Source organism: Paenibacillus sp. Y280 (genome assembly GCF_056786335.1).
In genome coordinates, this window is sequence record NZ_JBXCIW010000003.1 from 103,676 (window position 1) to 118,699 (window position 15,024).

Here is a 15,024-nt window from a genome sequence, read left to right on the forward strand (position 1 = left end):
AATAGGGATAACCTGTTGCTGCATATTATGAGTTAAAGTCATTAGTTTCATTAAAAAGGAGTAAGCCATGGACGAAATAGGGAGAATATTAGTGAAGCTTGCTGTCGCTCTTTTTTCGCTCCTGTTTATTTTTCCAGCCATTATTTTCTCTGTTCTTGTACTCGGACTAACGGATTCTTGGAAATCAGGAACCGTTATGCTTGTATCATCGTTAATTCTAATCATTATTGTGCGAATAAATAGCGAAATCCAGCCTACACCGCGCCGATTGAAAAAATATGCTGCAAACAGCTGGGAGATAGGACCGGTATCTTTATCTGCTTTTCACAATCAGAATCCACCGCCTTTAAGCGACATCTATCGTGATATGGAGCTTCAGCATGGGGAAGCCGACGTGCTTTACAATATGATCGTTGAAGCAGTGCCAAATCATGAATCCGAGCTTTATCCCTATTATTGCTGCAAATGTGATCGCATGGAGAGCAGGTGCTCATGCAATGAAAATATTACCACCCCATATTAAAGAATATTAATCGCACATTGCCCCTAATATCCGTTAAGATGTGCGAAAGATACAGTATAGGGGTGAGTTGCGATTATGGAAAAGAAACGATGCTTGTTCTGTTCTGAGATCGTGCCAATTGAGGCGAAGGGTGAGCATGATCATTATTTGGGCTGTTACTGCGCGCCGGACGGCGGTTATAGTCTGTTGAAGGGCAGCTATAATGCGATTAATTCAATTTCGTATCAGAAGAAAAGCAAGCAATTTCCGGTCTTATCCGCATATATTCGGGAACAAAGCGATTGCGGCGTGTTGGTTAAACTGTCAAGCGATGATATAGAATCGATTGTTAATTCTCCGAAAATACCGGTGACCGTTGAAGAAAAGGCTGGTCGTCTGCTTCAATTTTTATATAGGCGCTCGGATGGGCCTTTAGAGCCTGTTGTCATCCATCCGTTGTCGCAAAATTATAACTTGACCTATTCGCCGAATTTGCAGGAGCTCGTATACATCATTGAGACGCTGAAAGAGTCGCAGCTAGTCGCTAGAGAAGGGATGACCTTTAAGCTGACGGAGAAAGGGTGGAGCGAGGCAGCAGCTAGAGCTGGAGGCCGGAGATTAAAGTCCTGCTTCGTGCTTCTGCCAGAGGATAGCGGGCTGCGGAGCGATTGGCTGGAGAATATCTTCCCGAGAGTCGAGCAATGCGGGTATTTGCCGCGTTTATTTGTTCAATCCGAACAGGATAATCGCGAGCATCATTCGATTTCGGACATTTCGGATAGCAAGCTTATCATTGCCGATTTAACTAATCAATCTGCAGAGGTTTATTTTGCAGCAGGATATGCGCTAGGTAAAAATATTCCGATCATATGGACGGTGAGTCGCAGCGCCGTCGATGATCAGCTCGTCCAAGCTCATCCGATTCGACCCTTTGTGTGGGATACGACGGAAGAATTGGCTTCCATGCTGCAGCAAAGACTCAGCTATAAAGGGACAGCTGCTGTCTAATTATAAAACAGCAAAAAACACACGTCATGGATGTGTGTTTTTCTGTTTCATTTGAGCCAAAACATTTAGCTGCACATCGTTGATGGTTTTAAGGCAGCATTGAATGCAGCTCGGTGTTCCCATAGAAAGGCATGAATTTGATTTTGCTCCTCAAAAAAGCACTCGGCATCGTCCACATAATCCTGTCCAAACCCATGTATACTGAAACGGTCCTCCGGGTAGCTCATGAGCGTCCATTGTCCTCCGCGTTTGCGATCGGCAAACACGAAGTAAAACTTTTCGCCGGAAGCATCCCATTGTGCCAAGGAGTTAAAGTTTTCTAAAATAAAAGCAATGTCCGTTTTCTTTTTAATTAGCATCATCCATCTCCTCTTTCTTTCTAAAAATAATTGGAATATTTCCGCCGCGCCTTGCATAGGAACAAAACAAGAATATAGCATTTCGGCGAAAAAGACTGTCAAACGATCGTGGCTTTTTATAGGAGGATTTGACGAATAACGCCGCAGGACTTTCGTTTGTGTACAGGTTATAATAAGGATGATTTCCAATACATCTCCATAAGGAAGAGAGGGAGCACAGGCATGACCATTTATTTTGCGTTATTGCGAGGAATTAATGTCAGCGGTCACAATATGATTAAGATGGCTGAGCTTAAAAAAATGTTCGAAGCGATGGGGTTCGAACGTGTGCAAACCTACATAAATAGCGGTAACGTGATGTTCGAATCGGAGGAAGCAGAGGGCATTCTGGAAGAGAGAATTGAGAGCGAGATCAGCAAAAACTTCGAATTCAATATCGCTGTTATTCTCCGTACGTCCTCAGAGGTTGCAAGCATTATCGACAGATGCCCATTCGATTTTGCAGCGCTGACAGAAGGACAGAGCATTCATCTTACCTTTTTAAAGAAGGCTCCTGCCCAAGAAGTGATCGATAATCTCCCTGAAGTTGAGCTTAATCAAGACGAATACCTCATTGATGGAAGAGACATTTATTTCTTTTACAGCAGAAGCATGCTCGATTCTAATCTCCCCAAAAAATTTCAGAAGCTATTGCCTGCAACGGCCCGCAATTGGAAAACAGTCCTCAAGCTAGCCGCTATGGCAGCTGCTGTGGAGGCTCGCTGAGAAGCATATGTAGAGAGCGCCTTGCTCAGGCACTCCTTTAGAGATGATTTACACGCCAACATCGACGGCAGTTACAGCTGAAACCTTGATATAGCGCGGAACTCCGTTATCAAGAACGACTACGGATCCATTGCTAAATCCTAAGAAAGTGCCTGTGTGGAAAGTTCCATCAAAATGAATACGGATATTAGGAGTACCAACACCAATTTGAGACAAGATACGTTGAACATTTCCACCACTTCTGTTTCCGCCTGTTCTGTTACCGCCAGTACGGTTGCCACCGGTTCTGTTACCGCCAGTACGGTTGCCGCCAGTTCTGTTGCCGCCAGTTCTGTTGCCATCACTTTTGTTCTTTGGCAATTCGATCATCTCCCTTAATTAGAATTAATAGCATCATATGGAGATTGATAGATTTATGCTTGTACATTTGTACTGAATCTATGAAAAGGGCCTTTGTACAGGCAATGCTGCTTTATAGATGAAGAAAAGCTGGAGCTGACTAGCAAGGTTATTAACCTTGAGGGCATGCTACTTTTTTGCCTGATTGATAATGGAGCTATGAGTGTAATTTGCTTGACATTTGGAATAAATATGATGTAATATGATTTTATTAAATTAAATTTTACACAATCCATTAAGAAGAAGATGACTTTAATGGTTAATTTAGGAGATGATGAAATGGAGAAAACAACAAATTCACAAACCAAATTAGCGGAAGAGGCAATCCAAGCAATCGAGAAGGTTGCTGGAACCTATCCGCGCCATCGACGCGCTCACGCCAAAGGAAAATGCTACGAAGCTGTTTTCACACCTACGGGCGAGGCCAGTTCCCTAACTACTGCTGCACATTTGCAAACAACACCTGTACCTGCAGTTGTTCGTTTGTCCAATAGTTCTCCAATTCCTGGTTTACCGGACGCTCTTTCACCAGTTAAAGGAATGGCTGTGAAGTTCCAATTGCCTGACGGAAGCACGACGGATCTGGTATCAGCAACGATACCGATTTTCATTGCCAAAACGGCTGAAGCCTTTATTGACTTGCTTAGTTCTATTGAGATCGACCCTGAATCGGGCACCCCAAATCAGGAGAAGTTAAAAGCATTTTTGCAAAGGCATCCTGAGAGCCAAGCGGGCCTTGTAACAGCTAAAGCAGTGCTTGCTCCTGCCAGCTTTGCAACTATCCGCTACCATGCCATTCATGCATTCTTCTTGATAAACAGTGAAGGAAAGCGTCAACCTGTTCGCTATCGCTGGGAGCCGGCTGCGGGTGTAGCGACACTAACCAAAGAAGAAGCTGCAGAGCGCGCTGCCAACTATATGGATATAGAACTGTCTGAGCGTTTAAGCAAATCACCGGTAGAATTCGCCTTGCATCTGCAGATTGGTGAAGAGGGAGATCCTACCGACGATTCAACCGTTGCTTGGCCGGATGATCGCAAAGAAATAATGGTTGGCCGCTTATCCATCACAGCAGAACTGGAAAATCAAGAAGAAGAGTGCGAGGCGCGAGTTTTTGACCCGACTTCTCTTACCGCAGGGATTGAATGCTCGGATGATCCTATTCTTCTATTCCGTAGATTTGCTTACTCAGAATCACATGCTCGTCGCAGTCAAAAATAATTCCTGCCAGAAGGTTGAGGAAAACAACGATGATGTTTAATGAATCCAATCAAGCTTTTGGTGAAGCGCTAGTGAAATCACTAATAGGAGAGCGCGGTCATATTCCAATTGCTAGAGCATTGCCTGATATTACTGCAGAGCTAGCAGGCAAACGAACGGGCGAAGCACCTTACACCATCTATCAGTTATTAAAGCATATGAGCTACTGGCAAAGCTTTTTGTTAACCTTCCTGGAGGGAGGCAAACCTGAATTGCCATCGCATGTCATGGAGAGTTGGCCTAATGAGGAACGTCCGGAGAATGATGAGGAATGGGCAGCGGTTGTTCAGCATTTTCTAAATGGAGTAGATAAAGCCTGCCAGATTGCTCGAGAGACGCAGCTGGATGAGAAGATTGAACATTATCCTACGGAAACGAAGGCAGGTATTTTGCGCAATATTGCCTCACATAATTCCTATCATTTGGGTGAAATTGTACTGCTTCGCCGAATAAATGGAGCTTGGCCGCCGCCAGGCGGAGGATACCCTGCATAAGAGTATCGTCCAATTATACAAAAAGGAGCTGCAACCAAAATGGCAAAAACATTTAAAGATATGGTAACGGAAGCGCGGGAGCAAGTACCAGGAGTTTCTTCAAAGCTAGCCAGAGAAAAAATGCTTTCTAACCCTGAGACTTTGGTCATTGATGTACAGGATGCTGTAGATGCTGGGGCATGCGGTCTCATTCCAAGCAGCGCACATATTTCCTTAGGCATGCTGCCCATCCGCGCGGACTTAGGTGTGCCGGAGCATCTGCGGGATCAACGGCTTTCAGACAGAAATCGCTCCATCCTAGTGACATGCGGTGCTGGCGGACAAGCAGCTTTAGGTGCCTACCTGCTTAAGCAAATGGGCTTTCAAGACGTAGCTTATATCGACGGCGGAACAGCTGCTTGGAAAGAAGCCGGATTTGATGTTGAAGAGCTGACCGTTGGATAATAGGCTTCATTATTAGGCTATATATCGCAAATAAAAGGAGCTGCCGGTGTGCAGTTCCTTTTCTTGTTTGCTAACCGTTTTATTTTCCCCAAAAAAATCAATGAATCCACAAGCAGTTGCATTTAGAGTTTGCCATACTTGCATTCGATACCTATTCTTTTATTGTTGGAGCATTATCAAGCAGTGAAGTTATCTAAATACGACTTGGGGAGCGCGCCACGGTTCCCAGCACGTTGTTCCTACAGGAAAAGTCCGGATATGTTTTTGCCAATGCAACGTTATTCCAGTGCGCTGGAAAACGCTGGCAGAGCTTTTGCAGATTTGACATTCAAGCATGTATGAGGGATGACGAGGAGTGAGCTCGGATAAATAAAAAAGAGTACAGCGCTTTTCAAAAAAGAAAAGTACTATACCCTATTTTTGAAACTAGCTGTATGGAAACATTTAGAAGTTCATTTCACCATTGTCATAGTTGAATTGCCATTCAATTCCGAATTTATCTTTTAAGCTGCCGTAGCATTTGCTCCAAAACGTTTCTTGAAGCTCCATGACTACATTGCCGCCTTCTTTCAACTTGTGAAATAAAGACTTGAGTTCTTCTACGTCCTCGTGGACGATTGCGAGGCTAATGTTATTTCCTTCAACAAAAGGCATGCCTGGAAAAACATCAGAAAACATCACATTGCTTCCTACGATGTTAAGGCGTGTATGCATAATTAAACTTTTCGCTTCCTCTGGCAAAGGATATTCTGGGCTAGGCGGAGTGTCTCCAAAGGTCATAAAATTTGGTTCTTCTGTTCCGAAAACCTCAGCGTAAAATTCAACCGCTTCACGACAATTTCCATTAAAGTTAAGATACGGATCGACAGCCATTTGTTTCAACTCCTCAATAGTTTAGTATTGATAGGTATATCGCTTTCATATTGTATCATTTACAAGAAATAATTCAAATATACGATTTCATATATATTGTAAATAATCAGGTTGATAGAAGCATCCGTCATGCGTATCATTACCCTTCGTTATTGTGCACCAAATGTCGGATATATGGATGCAACTTTATGCTAATCTAAGGGTGTGGGAGGGAGGTTTTAGATGAATTCACTTGAGAACATGAACGAAGCAATAAATTATATTGAAGCGAATCTCACTTATGAGATTGACTTTAAAGAAGTGGCAAGGCGAGCTTATTGTTCGGAATACCATTTTAAGAGAATGTTCTCATTCCTTGCGGGTGTCTCGCTATCGGAGTATATTCGCCGTAGACGTCTTACTCTTGCAGCACTCGAGCTGACTAGCAGCAGCATTCGAATAATTGATCTTGCGATTAAATACGGTTACAGCTCACCGGACTCTTTCACACGTGCTTTTCAAAGCTTGCATGGGGTAAATCCTACGGATGCTAAAAACAATGGTCAGCCATTAAAAGCCTTTCCGCGAATGAGCTTTCAATTATCTATAAAAGGAGGCCGTGAAATGAACTATCGCATTGAAGAAAAAGAAGCATTTCGCATCATCGGGCTTAAGAAAAGGGTTCCGATTGTATTCCATGGCGTTAACCAGGAAATTGCTTCGATGTGGGGAAGCTTAAATGAAGAGTTGATTAATGTGCTTAAAAGCTTGTCAAATGTCGCTCCGCTTGGTTTGCTTAGCGCATCCACCAACTTTTCTGAAGGCAGAATGGAGGAAAAGGGGGAGCTTGATCATTATATCGGCGTTGCAACGACGAGCGAGTGCCCAGCTGACTTGTCCCAGCTTGAAGTGCCTGCATTGTCATGGGCCGTATTCGAAGCGGTTGGACCGTTTCCTGCTGCGCTTCAAGAGGTGTGGGGACGCATTTATTCCGAATGGTTCCCATCCTCAAATTACGAACAAACAATGGGGCCAGAACTTCTGTGGAACGAGCATAAGGATGTAAGCTCACCGGCTTTTAGAAGCGAAATATGGATACCGGTTTTAAAAAAAGGAATGTAAGTGGACGATAAGAGCGGATGATTTTCCTGAGAAGATGGGACTCATCTGCTCTTGTTTTTTTGGAGATGGGGAGGGGAGTGAAACTTGAACATGAAAGGCGGTTCATTCGATCGTTTGGTTAGCGGAATGCGGCAACATTTTATCAAGCGCGATGATTGCCACTCAAGTAAATTCGCATGCTACTTTTTTACGCAGGGTGATGCAGGCGCTTGCGACAGCAGGTATCGTAGAGTCCAAGGGAGGGAGAGAGGGAGGATATACATTAAGGAAATCCGCAGATCAGATTACACTAGGGGAGATATACTCGGCTGCTGAGCCCGAAGTCGATGTGGATTGTGGAGAAGCCGGACAGCAGTTGGATACGGAACTAGAGAAGATTCTCTTTGAAGCCGAGCAGAGAACGATTGAATATTTACAGCAGTATACCATTGTTGATGTGATGAAGAGAGTTGATTTTTTTTGCGATTTAACCATATACATCTAGGCGCTAGTAAAGCGCTTATCAACAGCAGTCAAACCAATACGCATTTAGCACATAGTTGGCGGAGGCGTAAACTGGGACTTCAGCGGACAGAGAAACCTTTATTTTTTCTAATTCAACGATTATTGTGGCGTTCGCGGACTCAGGTTCCGCTAATCACTCAGAAAACCCCATTTTAACCTTGTTTAAGTGGAGATAACGGATCTCCTGTCCGCCTATTACGTCTAAATAGTCAATACATAAATATAACGGATCTCCTGTCCGCTCTTTCTCTGACACAAAACCGAAATACGGAATAAGCCAGACTCAAATATTTAATTGAAAAAGCCTCCAACCACACCTTGACAGTGGAGTTGGAGGCTCAGCTCTTTTATAATCCTCACTTCAACAGTGGACGAAAGAAACCATGATAAGGCTTTGGACCGCCTCTTTTTTAATGTGGGAAGCTTATGGTGACGGGACTTCAATTACGTAAGAGGTGATCTCTATTATTTTGGCATTTTTGGCTGCACTGCTGAACATATATACATTGCAAAAAGCATAGGTTTTGGACTTTTCATATTTGATTATTCCGTTTGCAGCTCCGGTATTTCCATGCGTAATGATGGTATTGATTTGTAATTCAATCGCTTTATTATTTTTCATTTGTTCCAGCGTTGCGGCTAGAACTTCTTTCCCTTGAATAACCAGCTGCTCACCGACTAAATTCCAGCGAACCTCACCCGAAATATTTTCATTAATAAAGCCAATATCGTAATTTGCAAAAGCGATGTTAAAATCCTTGATCAGCATTTTTTTAGGCGCATTTCCGCAATCTTCAGCGCAAATCACGTTTAGCTCTCCGTTTTTGAGTTGAGTATTGGACATTATTCACACTCCTAAGATTTGGTCGTATATTTGTTGCTGAACGAAGCAACTTATGTAAAAGATGTTTGACATTTTATCAATTAATGCTATTCTGAATGTGAAAATATATTTCCATTATGCAGGTGTTTGTGTCGAAAAATACCATTAGAGATCAAAAAAGACGAAGGGCTTGTCGCAAATAACTAGTATGATCCTAGTTTACAATTTGCACTTACTTTGTCCAGAGTCTTAGGTCTTCCTATAGAGAAATTATTTATATTTCATTCGAAGGGAGTAATGAGTGAGAAGTGACAATCGTAAAAAAAATAAGTGTTATCTGCTCTCTGATTATAATCATTAGCACCGGTGGTTTAGCTGTATTTGAATGGATGACCAAGGAGACAATAAATTCTTCCACAATCTTTTTTGTTTTTTTAGGCATTGTATTTTTGTTTCAATCTATGACTTGGGGAGAACAGAATGGAAAACATGAAGGTAAAAAGGATGAATTGGATAAACAAATCACATTGATAAGTTCAAAAATAAGTTATTATGTATTACTTCTATTCATGCTAATCGTATTAATTGTTTCGGAAAGAGTTTTCGAAATAAATAACATTAAAAATATTCCGCTAGTCATCGCAATTGGGCTTGCATTTATAACACTTCCGATTACAGAGTTTATCGTTTCTAAAAAATATCGTTAGAAGGAAGAATGAAAAGGATACGAATAACACGATCCGAACCGCCTAGGTCTGGATAGAAGAAACCGTAACTAAGTCACAATGAAAAAAACAATCTGTCTCAGCTTAGCTTTGTCCCGGAGCACCGGACATTCATGCCATGCATATACTATTCTGAAAGGGGATTTCATCCTAATGAATAGAAATTACGCATTAAGCCATGTGACTAGTGTTTATTTAGAAACTTACTACAATATCTTGAGTACGATGATAAGGAATATGACCATTGTACCCCTCACTACAAGTATTTCGAGCAACTTTATTAAGCAGATGATTCCTCACCATTTTGCAGCGATTGAAATGTCCAACAATATACTTAAGTACACAACAAATCTTGAGCTGCAAAGTATTGCCACATCAATTATTTCTGAACAAACAAAAAGCATCTCCAGCATGCAGGCCATACAATATAGCTGCAGCTTGATGACAAATACGAACCCCGATCTCTATCGATATCATAATCATTTCAATGAGATAGCTGAATCGATGTTTAGTAAAATGGCGTCAGCTCCTGTTACGAATGGTGTAAATGCTAATTTTGTACGAGAAATGATTCCTCACCACGAGGGCGCTGTTCAAATGTCAAACAACGCGCTTGCGTTTCCGATCTGTCCAGCACTTCAGTCTATTCTAAATGCCATTATCACTTCTCAGTCTGAGGGTATAGAAAAAATGAAATTGCTGCTTCTACAGCTTGATAACTGTTAAAACTCAAGAAGAGGGCCTTATTATTCAATTGAATAATGGTCTTCTTTTTCAATTCAAGGGCAATGCTATCTATTAAAAATAGTTCTTAGAGCGGAATAGTTGAGCTGAAAGTTCTATTCCCTTATCTCACTTCATCGACACTAAAGTCCCGGATTTTACAATCTCTTAATATCCCCATAATACAACTAGCTTAATTAAAACTTACAATAACCTTAATTAGACATTTTTCTGTTTAATTCGACATTATACTCAATGGGGGCATGTAGTAATATGAAATCATTTCGATTCCTTATTCTTTTCCCGCTTATGATGACCATCTTACTGAATGGATGCGGATTAAAGGAAGAGCCTGCCGCACCCAAACGCCTGAAAGTTGGCATTATGCTTTCCAATGACGGTCTAGGAGACCAATCTTTCAGCGACGGGGCTTTCTCGGGACTGACGAAAGCGCGCGACGAGCTAGGCATTGAATTAGATTATCGAGAATTGGCGGATATAGAAAGCTTTGAACAAGGACTAACTGAGCTTGTTAACGAACAATGTGATCTGGTTGTAGGGCTAGGCTTCGCAGTAAAAGAAAGTTTGGAAAAGGTAGCAGAGCTATATCCGGAACAGCAATTTATTTTAATTGACGATGTTTCCGAGCTGCCTAATGTTGCATCATTAACCTTTAAAGACGATGAAGGCAGTTTCTTAGTCGGGGTTGTCGCCGGATTGAAAACACGTACCGATACGGTCGGCTTCATCGGTGGGATGGACGTTCCCGTTATACATAAGTTCGGTCAAGGTTTTGTATCCGGCGTTAAGGCCGCGAATCCGAATGCAAAAGTCATTGTCGAATATGCCGGCGACTTCGGCAATGCTGAGCTCGGCAGCCAGCTTGCAGCCAAAATGAATGATGATCAAAACGTCGATATTATTTTCGCTGCTGCCGGATATACGGGCGTAGGCGTACTGCAAGAGGAGCAGAAGCGGGGCAAGCTTGCTATTGGCGTTGACAATGATCAATTTTTTATTGCTGAAAAAGCGGTCATTACGTCTATGATGAAAAATGTGGATGTCGCCATCTATTCCGCTGTTGAAACGTTTCTCAAGGAGAAGAATTTCCCGGAAAAGCAGATCGTTTACGGGCTCAAAGAAAATGGCGTAGGAATGGCACCGCTCCGAATCACTTCATTTACGCCGGAAGAAAAGAAAACGTTTGAAAGCCTCAAAAGCACACTGCTCAGCGGAGGAATTACAATAACGACAAGCAAGCCTTAAGCGGAAAATGGAGGTAATGGACATTGAAACTTCGCGAAAAATTGTTAATGAACGCATTAGCTTCCTTAGTTCCTGCAATTTTAATTATTGTTTATATTATCGTTCGTATGACGAGCTTGCAGACCTCTAGCAATGGACAAGTCGAAACGATGATGAACATTCAACAACTAAAGGGAACGATGATTTTGAGTCAGCAATCACTAAGCAACTTTTCCTTCGTGACGAGTGAAAATAATAAATCGGAAGCAACAAGCATCTTCAATCAGTTGAATCAGCAAATCGAAGCATTAAACGGACAGATCACAGATCCTCATGAACAGAAGAGAATTATCGCGATTTCGGTGAAATTCCAGAAGCTAAAGGCTGATGCGGACAAAGCGCTAAACGAGGGGAATAGTGCGGAAGCAAAGCGGCAATCACTGCGTGCTGCTGGCATCCTGAACGACATTCATGAACTGGTTTTAACCTCTAACGACAATTACAAAACTGCAAACGAGCAGCTTAAGAAGCAGCTAAACCAAATATGGACGGTATCTGCGATCAGCGGAATCGCGCTTCTGTTACTGGCAGCCGCCTACAGTATAATTATGACCAAGCGGATGACTGATCCGATTTCCCAGCTCAATCAATGCGCAAGAGAAGTGTCCTCCGGCAACTTAAGTGTCCAGGTACCGCAGCTTAAGGGACGCGATGAAATCGTCGAGATGAGTCAATCATTTGCACTTATGGTCGGCAATCTGCATGCTATGGCGCAATCCTTAGGCGAAGCAGGTTCAAAAATTGATATCAATGCCAAGGAGATTGATTCCGACAACCAAATCTTATCGGAAATTGTCAGCCAAATTTCAATCGCAACCGATGAGCTGGCTAGAGGCAGTCAGGTCGTCTCCGAGGATTTGATGACTGTCGTTGGCTTAATGGAGGATGTACAGCAAGGCTTTACAACGAATGTGAAGGCATCGCTTCTATCAAGCCATTATAGTGAAGAGGCTGCGAATGCGGTGTCTATAGGCCAGGAGGCGATGAAGCAGCAGCAGCGATTAATTGGTCAAAATCGTGAATCGATGCAGACGATGCAGCAATCGGTGAAGGATTTGGCAGAAAGCGCCGCAGAAATTCAAACGTTAACAGGACTTGTTACCGGATTTGCACAGCAAACGAATTTGTTGTCCTTGAATGCTTCCATTGAAGCGGCACGGGCAGGTGAAGCGGGCCGCGGCTTCGCAGTTGTTGCCACCGAGGTCAAAAAGCTGGCGAACCAATCTACGCATACAGCATCGCACATTTTAAATTTAGTGAATCAAATTACAGAACGCATGGACAAGATGACGACCCTGATGGAAGATGGGCTCGAGCTTGCTAAGCAGCAAGTTTGCGCTATGGATGAAACATCGGATTCTTTCCAAGTCATTGAAGAGAAGGTAAAGTACATCGTTAATCAGCTCCAAAATCTAACGCAAGATATGAATGTCTCACAGGAAAAGAGCAGCCGTGTTCTGCAATCCGTAGAAAACATCAGCGCAGTTACACAGCAGTCGGCCGCCGGCAGCGAAGAGATTTCCGCATCTACGTTGGAACAGCAGCAAGCTTTCGAGTCTTCACGGAATAAAGTCAAGCATCTCATGCAAATTGCAAGCGAGCTGCACAGTCAGCTTGAACGATTTAAATTGCATGAAGAGAACACATTATGAAGCTCTGGCAGAAATTTGCTTTTAACGGGATTTTCCCATTAATGCTTGCCATCGTTATGGTCGCTTTCATTATTATTTCAATGCTGCAAATTCAAACCTCGACCAAAGAGGAAATGACTCGACTAATACGCGTCGAGAAACTAGAGAGCTCATTCGTTTCCTTGCAGCAAACGTTATCCAATTATTTCTACTCGACCTCGAATTACAACGAGGGCGAAATACGCAGCAAGCTGCAGCAGATCCATTCGGATATCAGGAATATGAATGAGATGCAGTTATATGCGGATGAAAAACAGTATTTGACTCACATAATGAAAAAGTTTGAGCAGCTTCGCAACGATGCGATGAAAATAATCGAATCTCATAATTGGTTGGAGGCTAGGCGCGTTTCATTTCGTGTGTCAGGCGTTTTGAACGATGTGTCACGTCTTAAGCATACATCTCAATTTTATTATGATGATAAAAACAATGAAATGCAGAAGCGCGTCCATTTAATCATTTCTTTTGCGATTATTAGCAGTATCGTAGTCTTATTTCTCTCCTCCGTTGTTTCGTGGCGAATTTATCGCACCATTTCAAGATCCATCAATGAGCTGCTGCAAGTGATTAAGCAGGTTGAGGTTGGAAATTTGGCGGTGCAATCCACGATATTCGATTATGACGAGCTTGGTGTTCTGGCAATCAAATTCAATACGATGATTAGAGAACGAAAGGCATCGGAAGAGAAAGTCGCATATATGGCTTACCATGATCAATTGACGAATCTGACAAACCGTCATTTTTTCTACAAAAAGCTAAATGAAGCTATGGATGATGCAGAGCAAAGCCGGGTATTGGTTGGCATTATGTTTTTTGATCTCGATTTTTTTAAAAAATTTAACGATTCGCTCGGTCACACCTTCGGTGATAAGGTGCTGCAGCATGTGGCTGGTCGGTTAAGCGAATGCGTAGGAGAGCAGGCGACCGTATCACGCGTAGGGGGTGATGAATTTATGGTCATTATCCCGCATGCGGAGCAGTCGGAAATATCGATGCTGGCGCATACGATGCTTACGGAAATCAAGAAGCCATTCTCCTTGCAAGGGATGAACATTCATCTATCAACAAGCATTGGCGTTTCAATCTACCCTTATGACGGTACGGATTCCGAAACGTTAATCAAAAACGCTGACATAGCGCTTTATCAAGCCAAGGAACGCGGCAGAGGCAGTATCCAATTTTTCAATCCTGAAATTACGGAGGAAGGGTTCGATTATTTGATTTTGGAGAGTGAGCTGCATAAGGCTTTGGCTTGTCAGGAGCTAGTCGTTTACTATCAGCCTCAGATTAACGTACATACGAATAAATTAAGCGGTTTGGAGGCGTTAGTACGTTGGCATCATCCGGAACGCGGAATGATTCCTCCTGGGAAATTCATACCGATCGCGGAGGAAACGGGACTTATCCACCAGATCGGCTCATGGGTACTGCTAGAATCATGTTTGCAAATGAAGCGTTGGATTGACCAAGGGCTGGCGCTTGATGTAAAAGTTTCGGTGAATATATCGACGAGACAATTTGTTAAGCAGAATCTTGTCGATGAGGTTCGGAAAGTATTGCAGGAAACGCATTTGCCACCGCATCTATTGGAAATTGAAATTACGGAAAGCATGACCATGAACGTCGAACATGCAATCTCTATGATGAGAGAGCTCACTCAATTGGGCGTCCATATCGCAATCGATGACTTTGGAACCGGGTATAGCTCGCTGCATTACCTGAAAAAATTTCCAATCGATAGATTGAAGATTGATCAATCCTTCGTCAGAGATTTGACATTCGATGAGAATGACCGAGCGATTGTCAGTACCATTATTTCTATGGCAAAGCATCTCGATCTGCTCGTAACTGCAGAGGGGGTAGAAACGGAAGAGCAGCTCTCGTTCTTAAAAGAGCATCACTGCGATGAAGTACAGGGGTACCTGTTCAGCCGCCCGCTGCCTGTCGAAGATATGGAAAACTATATCCAACTCGCTGTTATGAAATCATAATGTTGATTTAAGCAACTTTGTTATTTTGCATTTATCTTTCCATGTACAAATATACAA

18 protein-coding genes are annotated in these 15,024 nt (G+C 42.7%); 14 read left to right on the top strand and 4 right to left on the bottom strand.

Annotation, left to right across the window (positions count from 1 at the left end; genetic code table 11):
* Window positions 1-67 precede the first annotated feature (67 nt).
* Window positions 68-523, top strand: coding sequence for a hypothetical protein (locus tag AC1TPC_RS04995; RefSeq protein WP_482065755.1), 456 nt, complete (start codon window positions 68-70; stop codon window positions 521-523).
* Between the two features lie 75 nt (window positions 524-598).
* On the top strand, window positions 599-1,510 hold the full coding sequence (locus AC1TPC_RS05000; RefSeq protein WP_482065756.1) for a hypothetical protein: 912 nt from the start codon (window positions 599-601) through the stop codon (window positions 1,508-1,510).
* A gap of 65 nt (window positions 1,511-1,575) precedes the next feature.
* Here the strand turns inward: AC1TPC_RS05000 and AC1TPC_RS05005 are convergent, their stop codons facing one another.
* Window positions 1,576-2,058 carry a hypothetical protein gene (locus AC1TPC_RS05005; RefSeq protein WP_482065757.1) on the bottom strand — a complete coding sequence of 161 codons (483 nt, stop codon included), beginning with the start codon at window positions 2,056-2,058 and terminating at the stop codon, window positions 1,576-1,578.
* A gap of 33 nt (window positions 2,059-2,091) precedes the next feature.
* On the opposite strand from AC1TPC_RS05005, the gene AC1TPC_RS05010 reads away from it, so the two are divergent.
* Entirely contained in the window at window positions 2,092-2,634 is a 543-nt protein-coding gene (locus AC1TPC_RS05010) for a DUF1697 domain-containing protein (RefSeq protein ID WP_482065758.1), read from the top strand.
* 48 nt (window positions 2,635-2,682) lie between these two features.
* On the opposite strand, the gene AC1TPC_RS05015 is transcribed toward AC1TPC_RS05010, so the two are convergent.
* A complete protein-coding gene (locus tag AC1TPC_RS05015) occupies window positions 2,683-2,994 on the bottom strand; it encodes a hypothetical protein (protein WP_482065759.1) in 312 nt (103 codons plus the stop codon).
* 318 nt (window positions 2,995-3,312) lie between these two features.
* On the opposite strand from AC1TPC_RS05015, the gene AC1TPC_RS05020 reads away from it, so the two are divergent.
* The 4 genes from AC1TPC_RS05020 to AC1TPC_RS05035 all read left to right on the top strand — a co-directional run bounded on the left by AC1TPC_RS05020 (window position 3,313) and on the right by AC1TPC_RS05035 (window position 5,573).
* On the top strand, window positions 3,313-4,254 hold the full coding sequence (locus tag AC1TPC_RS05020) for a catalase family peroxidase (protein ID WP_482065760.1): 942 nt from the start codon (window positions 3,313-3,315) through the stop codon (window positions 4,252-4,254).
* Window positions 4,255-4,286: 32 nt separating this feature from the next.
* Entirely contained in the window at window positions 4,287-4,787 is a 501-nt protein-coding gene (locus AC1TPC_RS05025; RefSeq protein ID WP_482065976.1) for a DinB family protein, read from the top strand.
* A 39-nt stretch (window positions 4,788-4,826) separates the two neighbouring features.
* On the top strand, window positions 4,827-5,231 hold the full coding sequence (locus tag AC1TPC_RS05030; RefSeq protein WP_482065761.1) for a rhodanese-like domain-containing protein: 405 nt from the start codon (window positions 4,827-4,829) through the stop codon (window positions 5,229-5,231).
* A 165-nt stretch (window positions 5,232-5,396) separates the two neighbouring features.
* The gene (locus AC1TPC_RS05035; RefSeq protein ID WP_482065977.1) at window positions 5,397-5,573 is read left to right on the top strand and encodes a DUF7002 family protein; all 177 of its coding nucleotides are present in this window, start codon (window positions 5,397-5,399) and stop codon (window positions 5,571-5,573) included.
* Between the two features lie 102 nt (window positions 5,574-5,675).
* Here AC1TPC_RS05035 and AC1TPC_RS05040 read toward each other — a convergent pair whose 3' ends face one another.
* Window positions 5,676-6,104, bottom strand: a complete 429-nt coding sequence (locus tag AC1TPC_RS05040) for a VOC family protein (RefSeq protein ID WP_482065762.1) — start codon at window positions 6,102-6,104, stop codon at window positions 5,676-5,678.
* Window positions 6,105-6,326: 222 nt separating this feature from the next.
* On the opposite strand from AC1TPC_RS05040, the gene AC1TPC_RS05045 reads away from it, so the two are divergent.
* Together AC1TPC_RS05045 and AC1TPC_RS05050 are read left to right on the top strand one after the other, a co-directional pair.
* A complete protein-coding gene (locus tag AC1TPC_RS05045; protein WP_482065763.1) occupies window positions 6,327-7,205 on the top strand; it encodes an AraC family transcriptional regulator in 879 nt (292 codons plus the stop codon).
* Window positions 7,206-7,314: 109 nt separating this feature from the next.
* The gene (locus tag AC1TPC_RS05050) at window positions 7,315-7,689 is read left to right on the top strand and encodes an RrF2 family transcriptional regulator (protein WP_482065978.1); all 375 of its coding nucleotides are present in this window, start codon (window positions 7,315-7,317) and stop codon (window positions 7,687-7,689) included.
* A gap of 444 nt (window positions 7,690-8,133) precedes the next feature.
* Here AC1TPC_RS05050 and AC1TPC_RS05055 read toward each other — a convergent pair whose 3' ends face one another.
* Window positions 8,134-8,517, bottom strand: coding sequence for a hypothetical protein (locus tag AC1TPC_RS05055; RefSeq protein ID WP_482065764.1), 384 nt, complete (start codon window positions 8,515-8,517; stop codon window positions 8,134-8,136).
* A 323-nt stretch (window positions 8,518-8,840) separates the two neighbouring features.
* Between AC1TPC_RS05055 and AC1TPC_RS05060 the strand changes: the two genes are divergently transcribed.
* The 5 genes from AC1TPC_RS05060 to AC1TPC_RS05080 all read left to right on the top strand — a co-directional run bounded on the left by AC1TPC_RS05060 (window position 8,841) and on the right by AC1TPC_RS05080 (window position 14,967).
* Window positions 8,841-9,239 carry a hypothetical protein gene (locus tag AC1TPC_RS05060; RefSeq protein ID WP_482065765.1) on the top strand — a complete coding sequence of 133 codons (399 nt, stop codon included), beginning with the start codon at window positions 8,841-8,843 and terminating at the stop codon, window positions 9,237-9,239.
* Between the two features lie 171 nt (window positions 9,240-9,410).
* Entirely contained in the window at window positions 9,411-9,983 is a 573-nt protein-coding gene (locus AC1TPC_RS05065) for a DUF305 domain-containing protein (protein ID WP_482065766.1), read from the top strand.
* A gap of 270 nt (window positions 9,984-10,253) precedes the next feature.
* Window positions 10,254-11,246: a BMP family lipoprotein gene (locus tag AC1TPC_RS05070; RefSeq protein ID WP_482065767.1), complete on the top strand. Its 993-nt coding sequence runs from the start codon at window positions 10,254-10,256 to the stop codon at window positions 11,244-11,246.
* A gap of 23 nt (window positions 11,247-11,269) precedes the next feature.
* Window positions 11,270-12,937: a methyl-accepting chemotaxis protein gene (locus AC1TPC_RS05075; protein ID WP_482065768.1), complete on the top strand. Its 1,668-nt coding sequence runs from the start codon at window positions 11,270-11,272 to the stop codon at window positions 12,935-12,937.
* Window positions 12,934-14,967, top strand: coding sequence for a putative bifunctional diguanylate cyclase/phosphodiesterase (locus AC1TPC_RS05080; RefSeq protein WP_482065769.1), 2,034 nt, complete (start codon window positions 12,934-12,936; stop codon window positions 14,965-14,967). The genes AC1TPC_RS05075 and AC1TPC_RS05080 overlap by 4 nt, the downstream gene beginning before the upstream one ends.
* Window positions 14,968-15,024: the final 57 nt, after the last annotated feature.

Excerpts from the sequence above, each read along its gene's own strand:
- AC1TPC_RS05010 (WP_482065758.1), top strand. The coding sequence starts at position 2,092 with ATGACCATTTATTTTGCGTTATTGCGAGGAATTAATGTCAGCGGTCAC.
- AC1TPC_RS05040 (WP_482065762.1), bottom strand. The coding sequence starts at position 6,104 with ATGGCTGTCGATCCGTATCTTAACTTTAATGGAAATTGTCGTGAAGCG.
- AC1TPC_RS05000 (WP_482065756.1), top strand. The coding sequence starts at position 599 with ATGGAAAAGAAACGATGCTTGTTCTGTTCTGAGATCGTGCCAATTGAG.
- AC1TPC_RS05025 (WP_482065976.1), top strand. The coding sequence starts at position 4,287 with ATGTTTAATGAATCCAATCAAGCTTTTGGTGAAGCGCTAGTGAAATCA.
- AC1TPC_RS05030 (WP_482065761.1), top strand. The coding sequence starts at position 4,827 with ATGGCAAAAACATTTAAAGATATGGTAACGGAAGCGCGGGAGCAAGTA.
- AC1TPC_RS05045 (WP_482065763.1), top strand. The coding sequence starts at position 6,327 with ATGAATTCACTTGAGAACATGAACGAAGCAATAAATTATATTGAAGCG.
- AC1TPC_RS04995 (WP_482065755.1), top strand. The coding sequence starts at position 68 with ATGGACGAAATAGGGAGAATATTAGTGAAGCTTGCTGTCGCTCTTTTT.
- AC1TPC_RS05070 (WP_482065767.1), top strand. The coding sequence starts at position 10,254 with ATGAAATCATTTCGATTCCTTATTCTTTTCCCGCTTATGATGACCATC.
- AC1TPC_RS05020 (WP_482065760.1), top strand. The coding sequence starts at position 3,313 with ATGGAGAAAACAACAAATTCACAAACCAAATTAGCGGAAGAGGCAATC.
- AC1TPC_RS05065 (WP_482065766.1), top strand. The coding sequence starts at position 9,411 with ATGAATAGAAATTACGCATTAAGCCATGTGACTAGTGTTTATTTAGAA.
- AC1TPC_RS05080 (WP_482065769.1), top strand. The coding sequence starts at position 12,934 with ATGAAGCTCTGGCAGAAATTTGCTTTTAACGGGATTTTCCCATTAATG.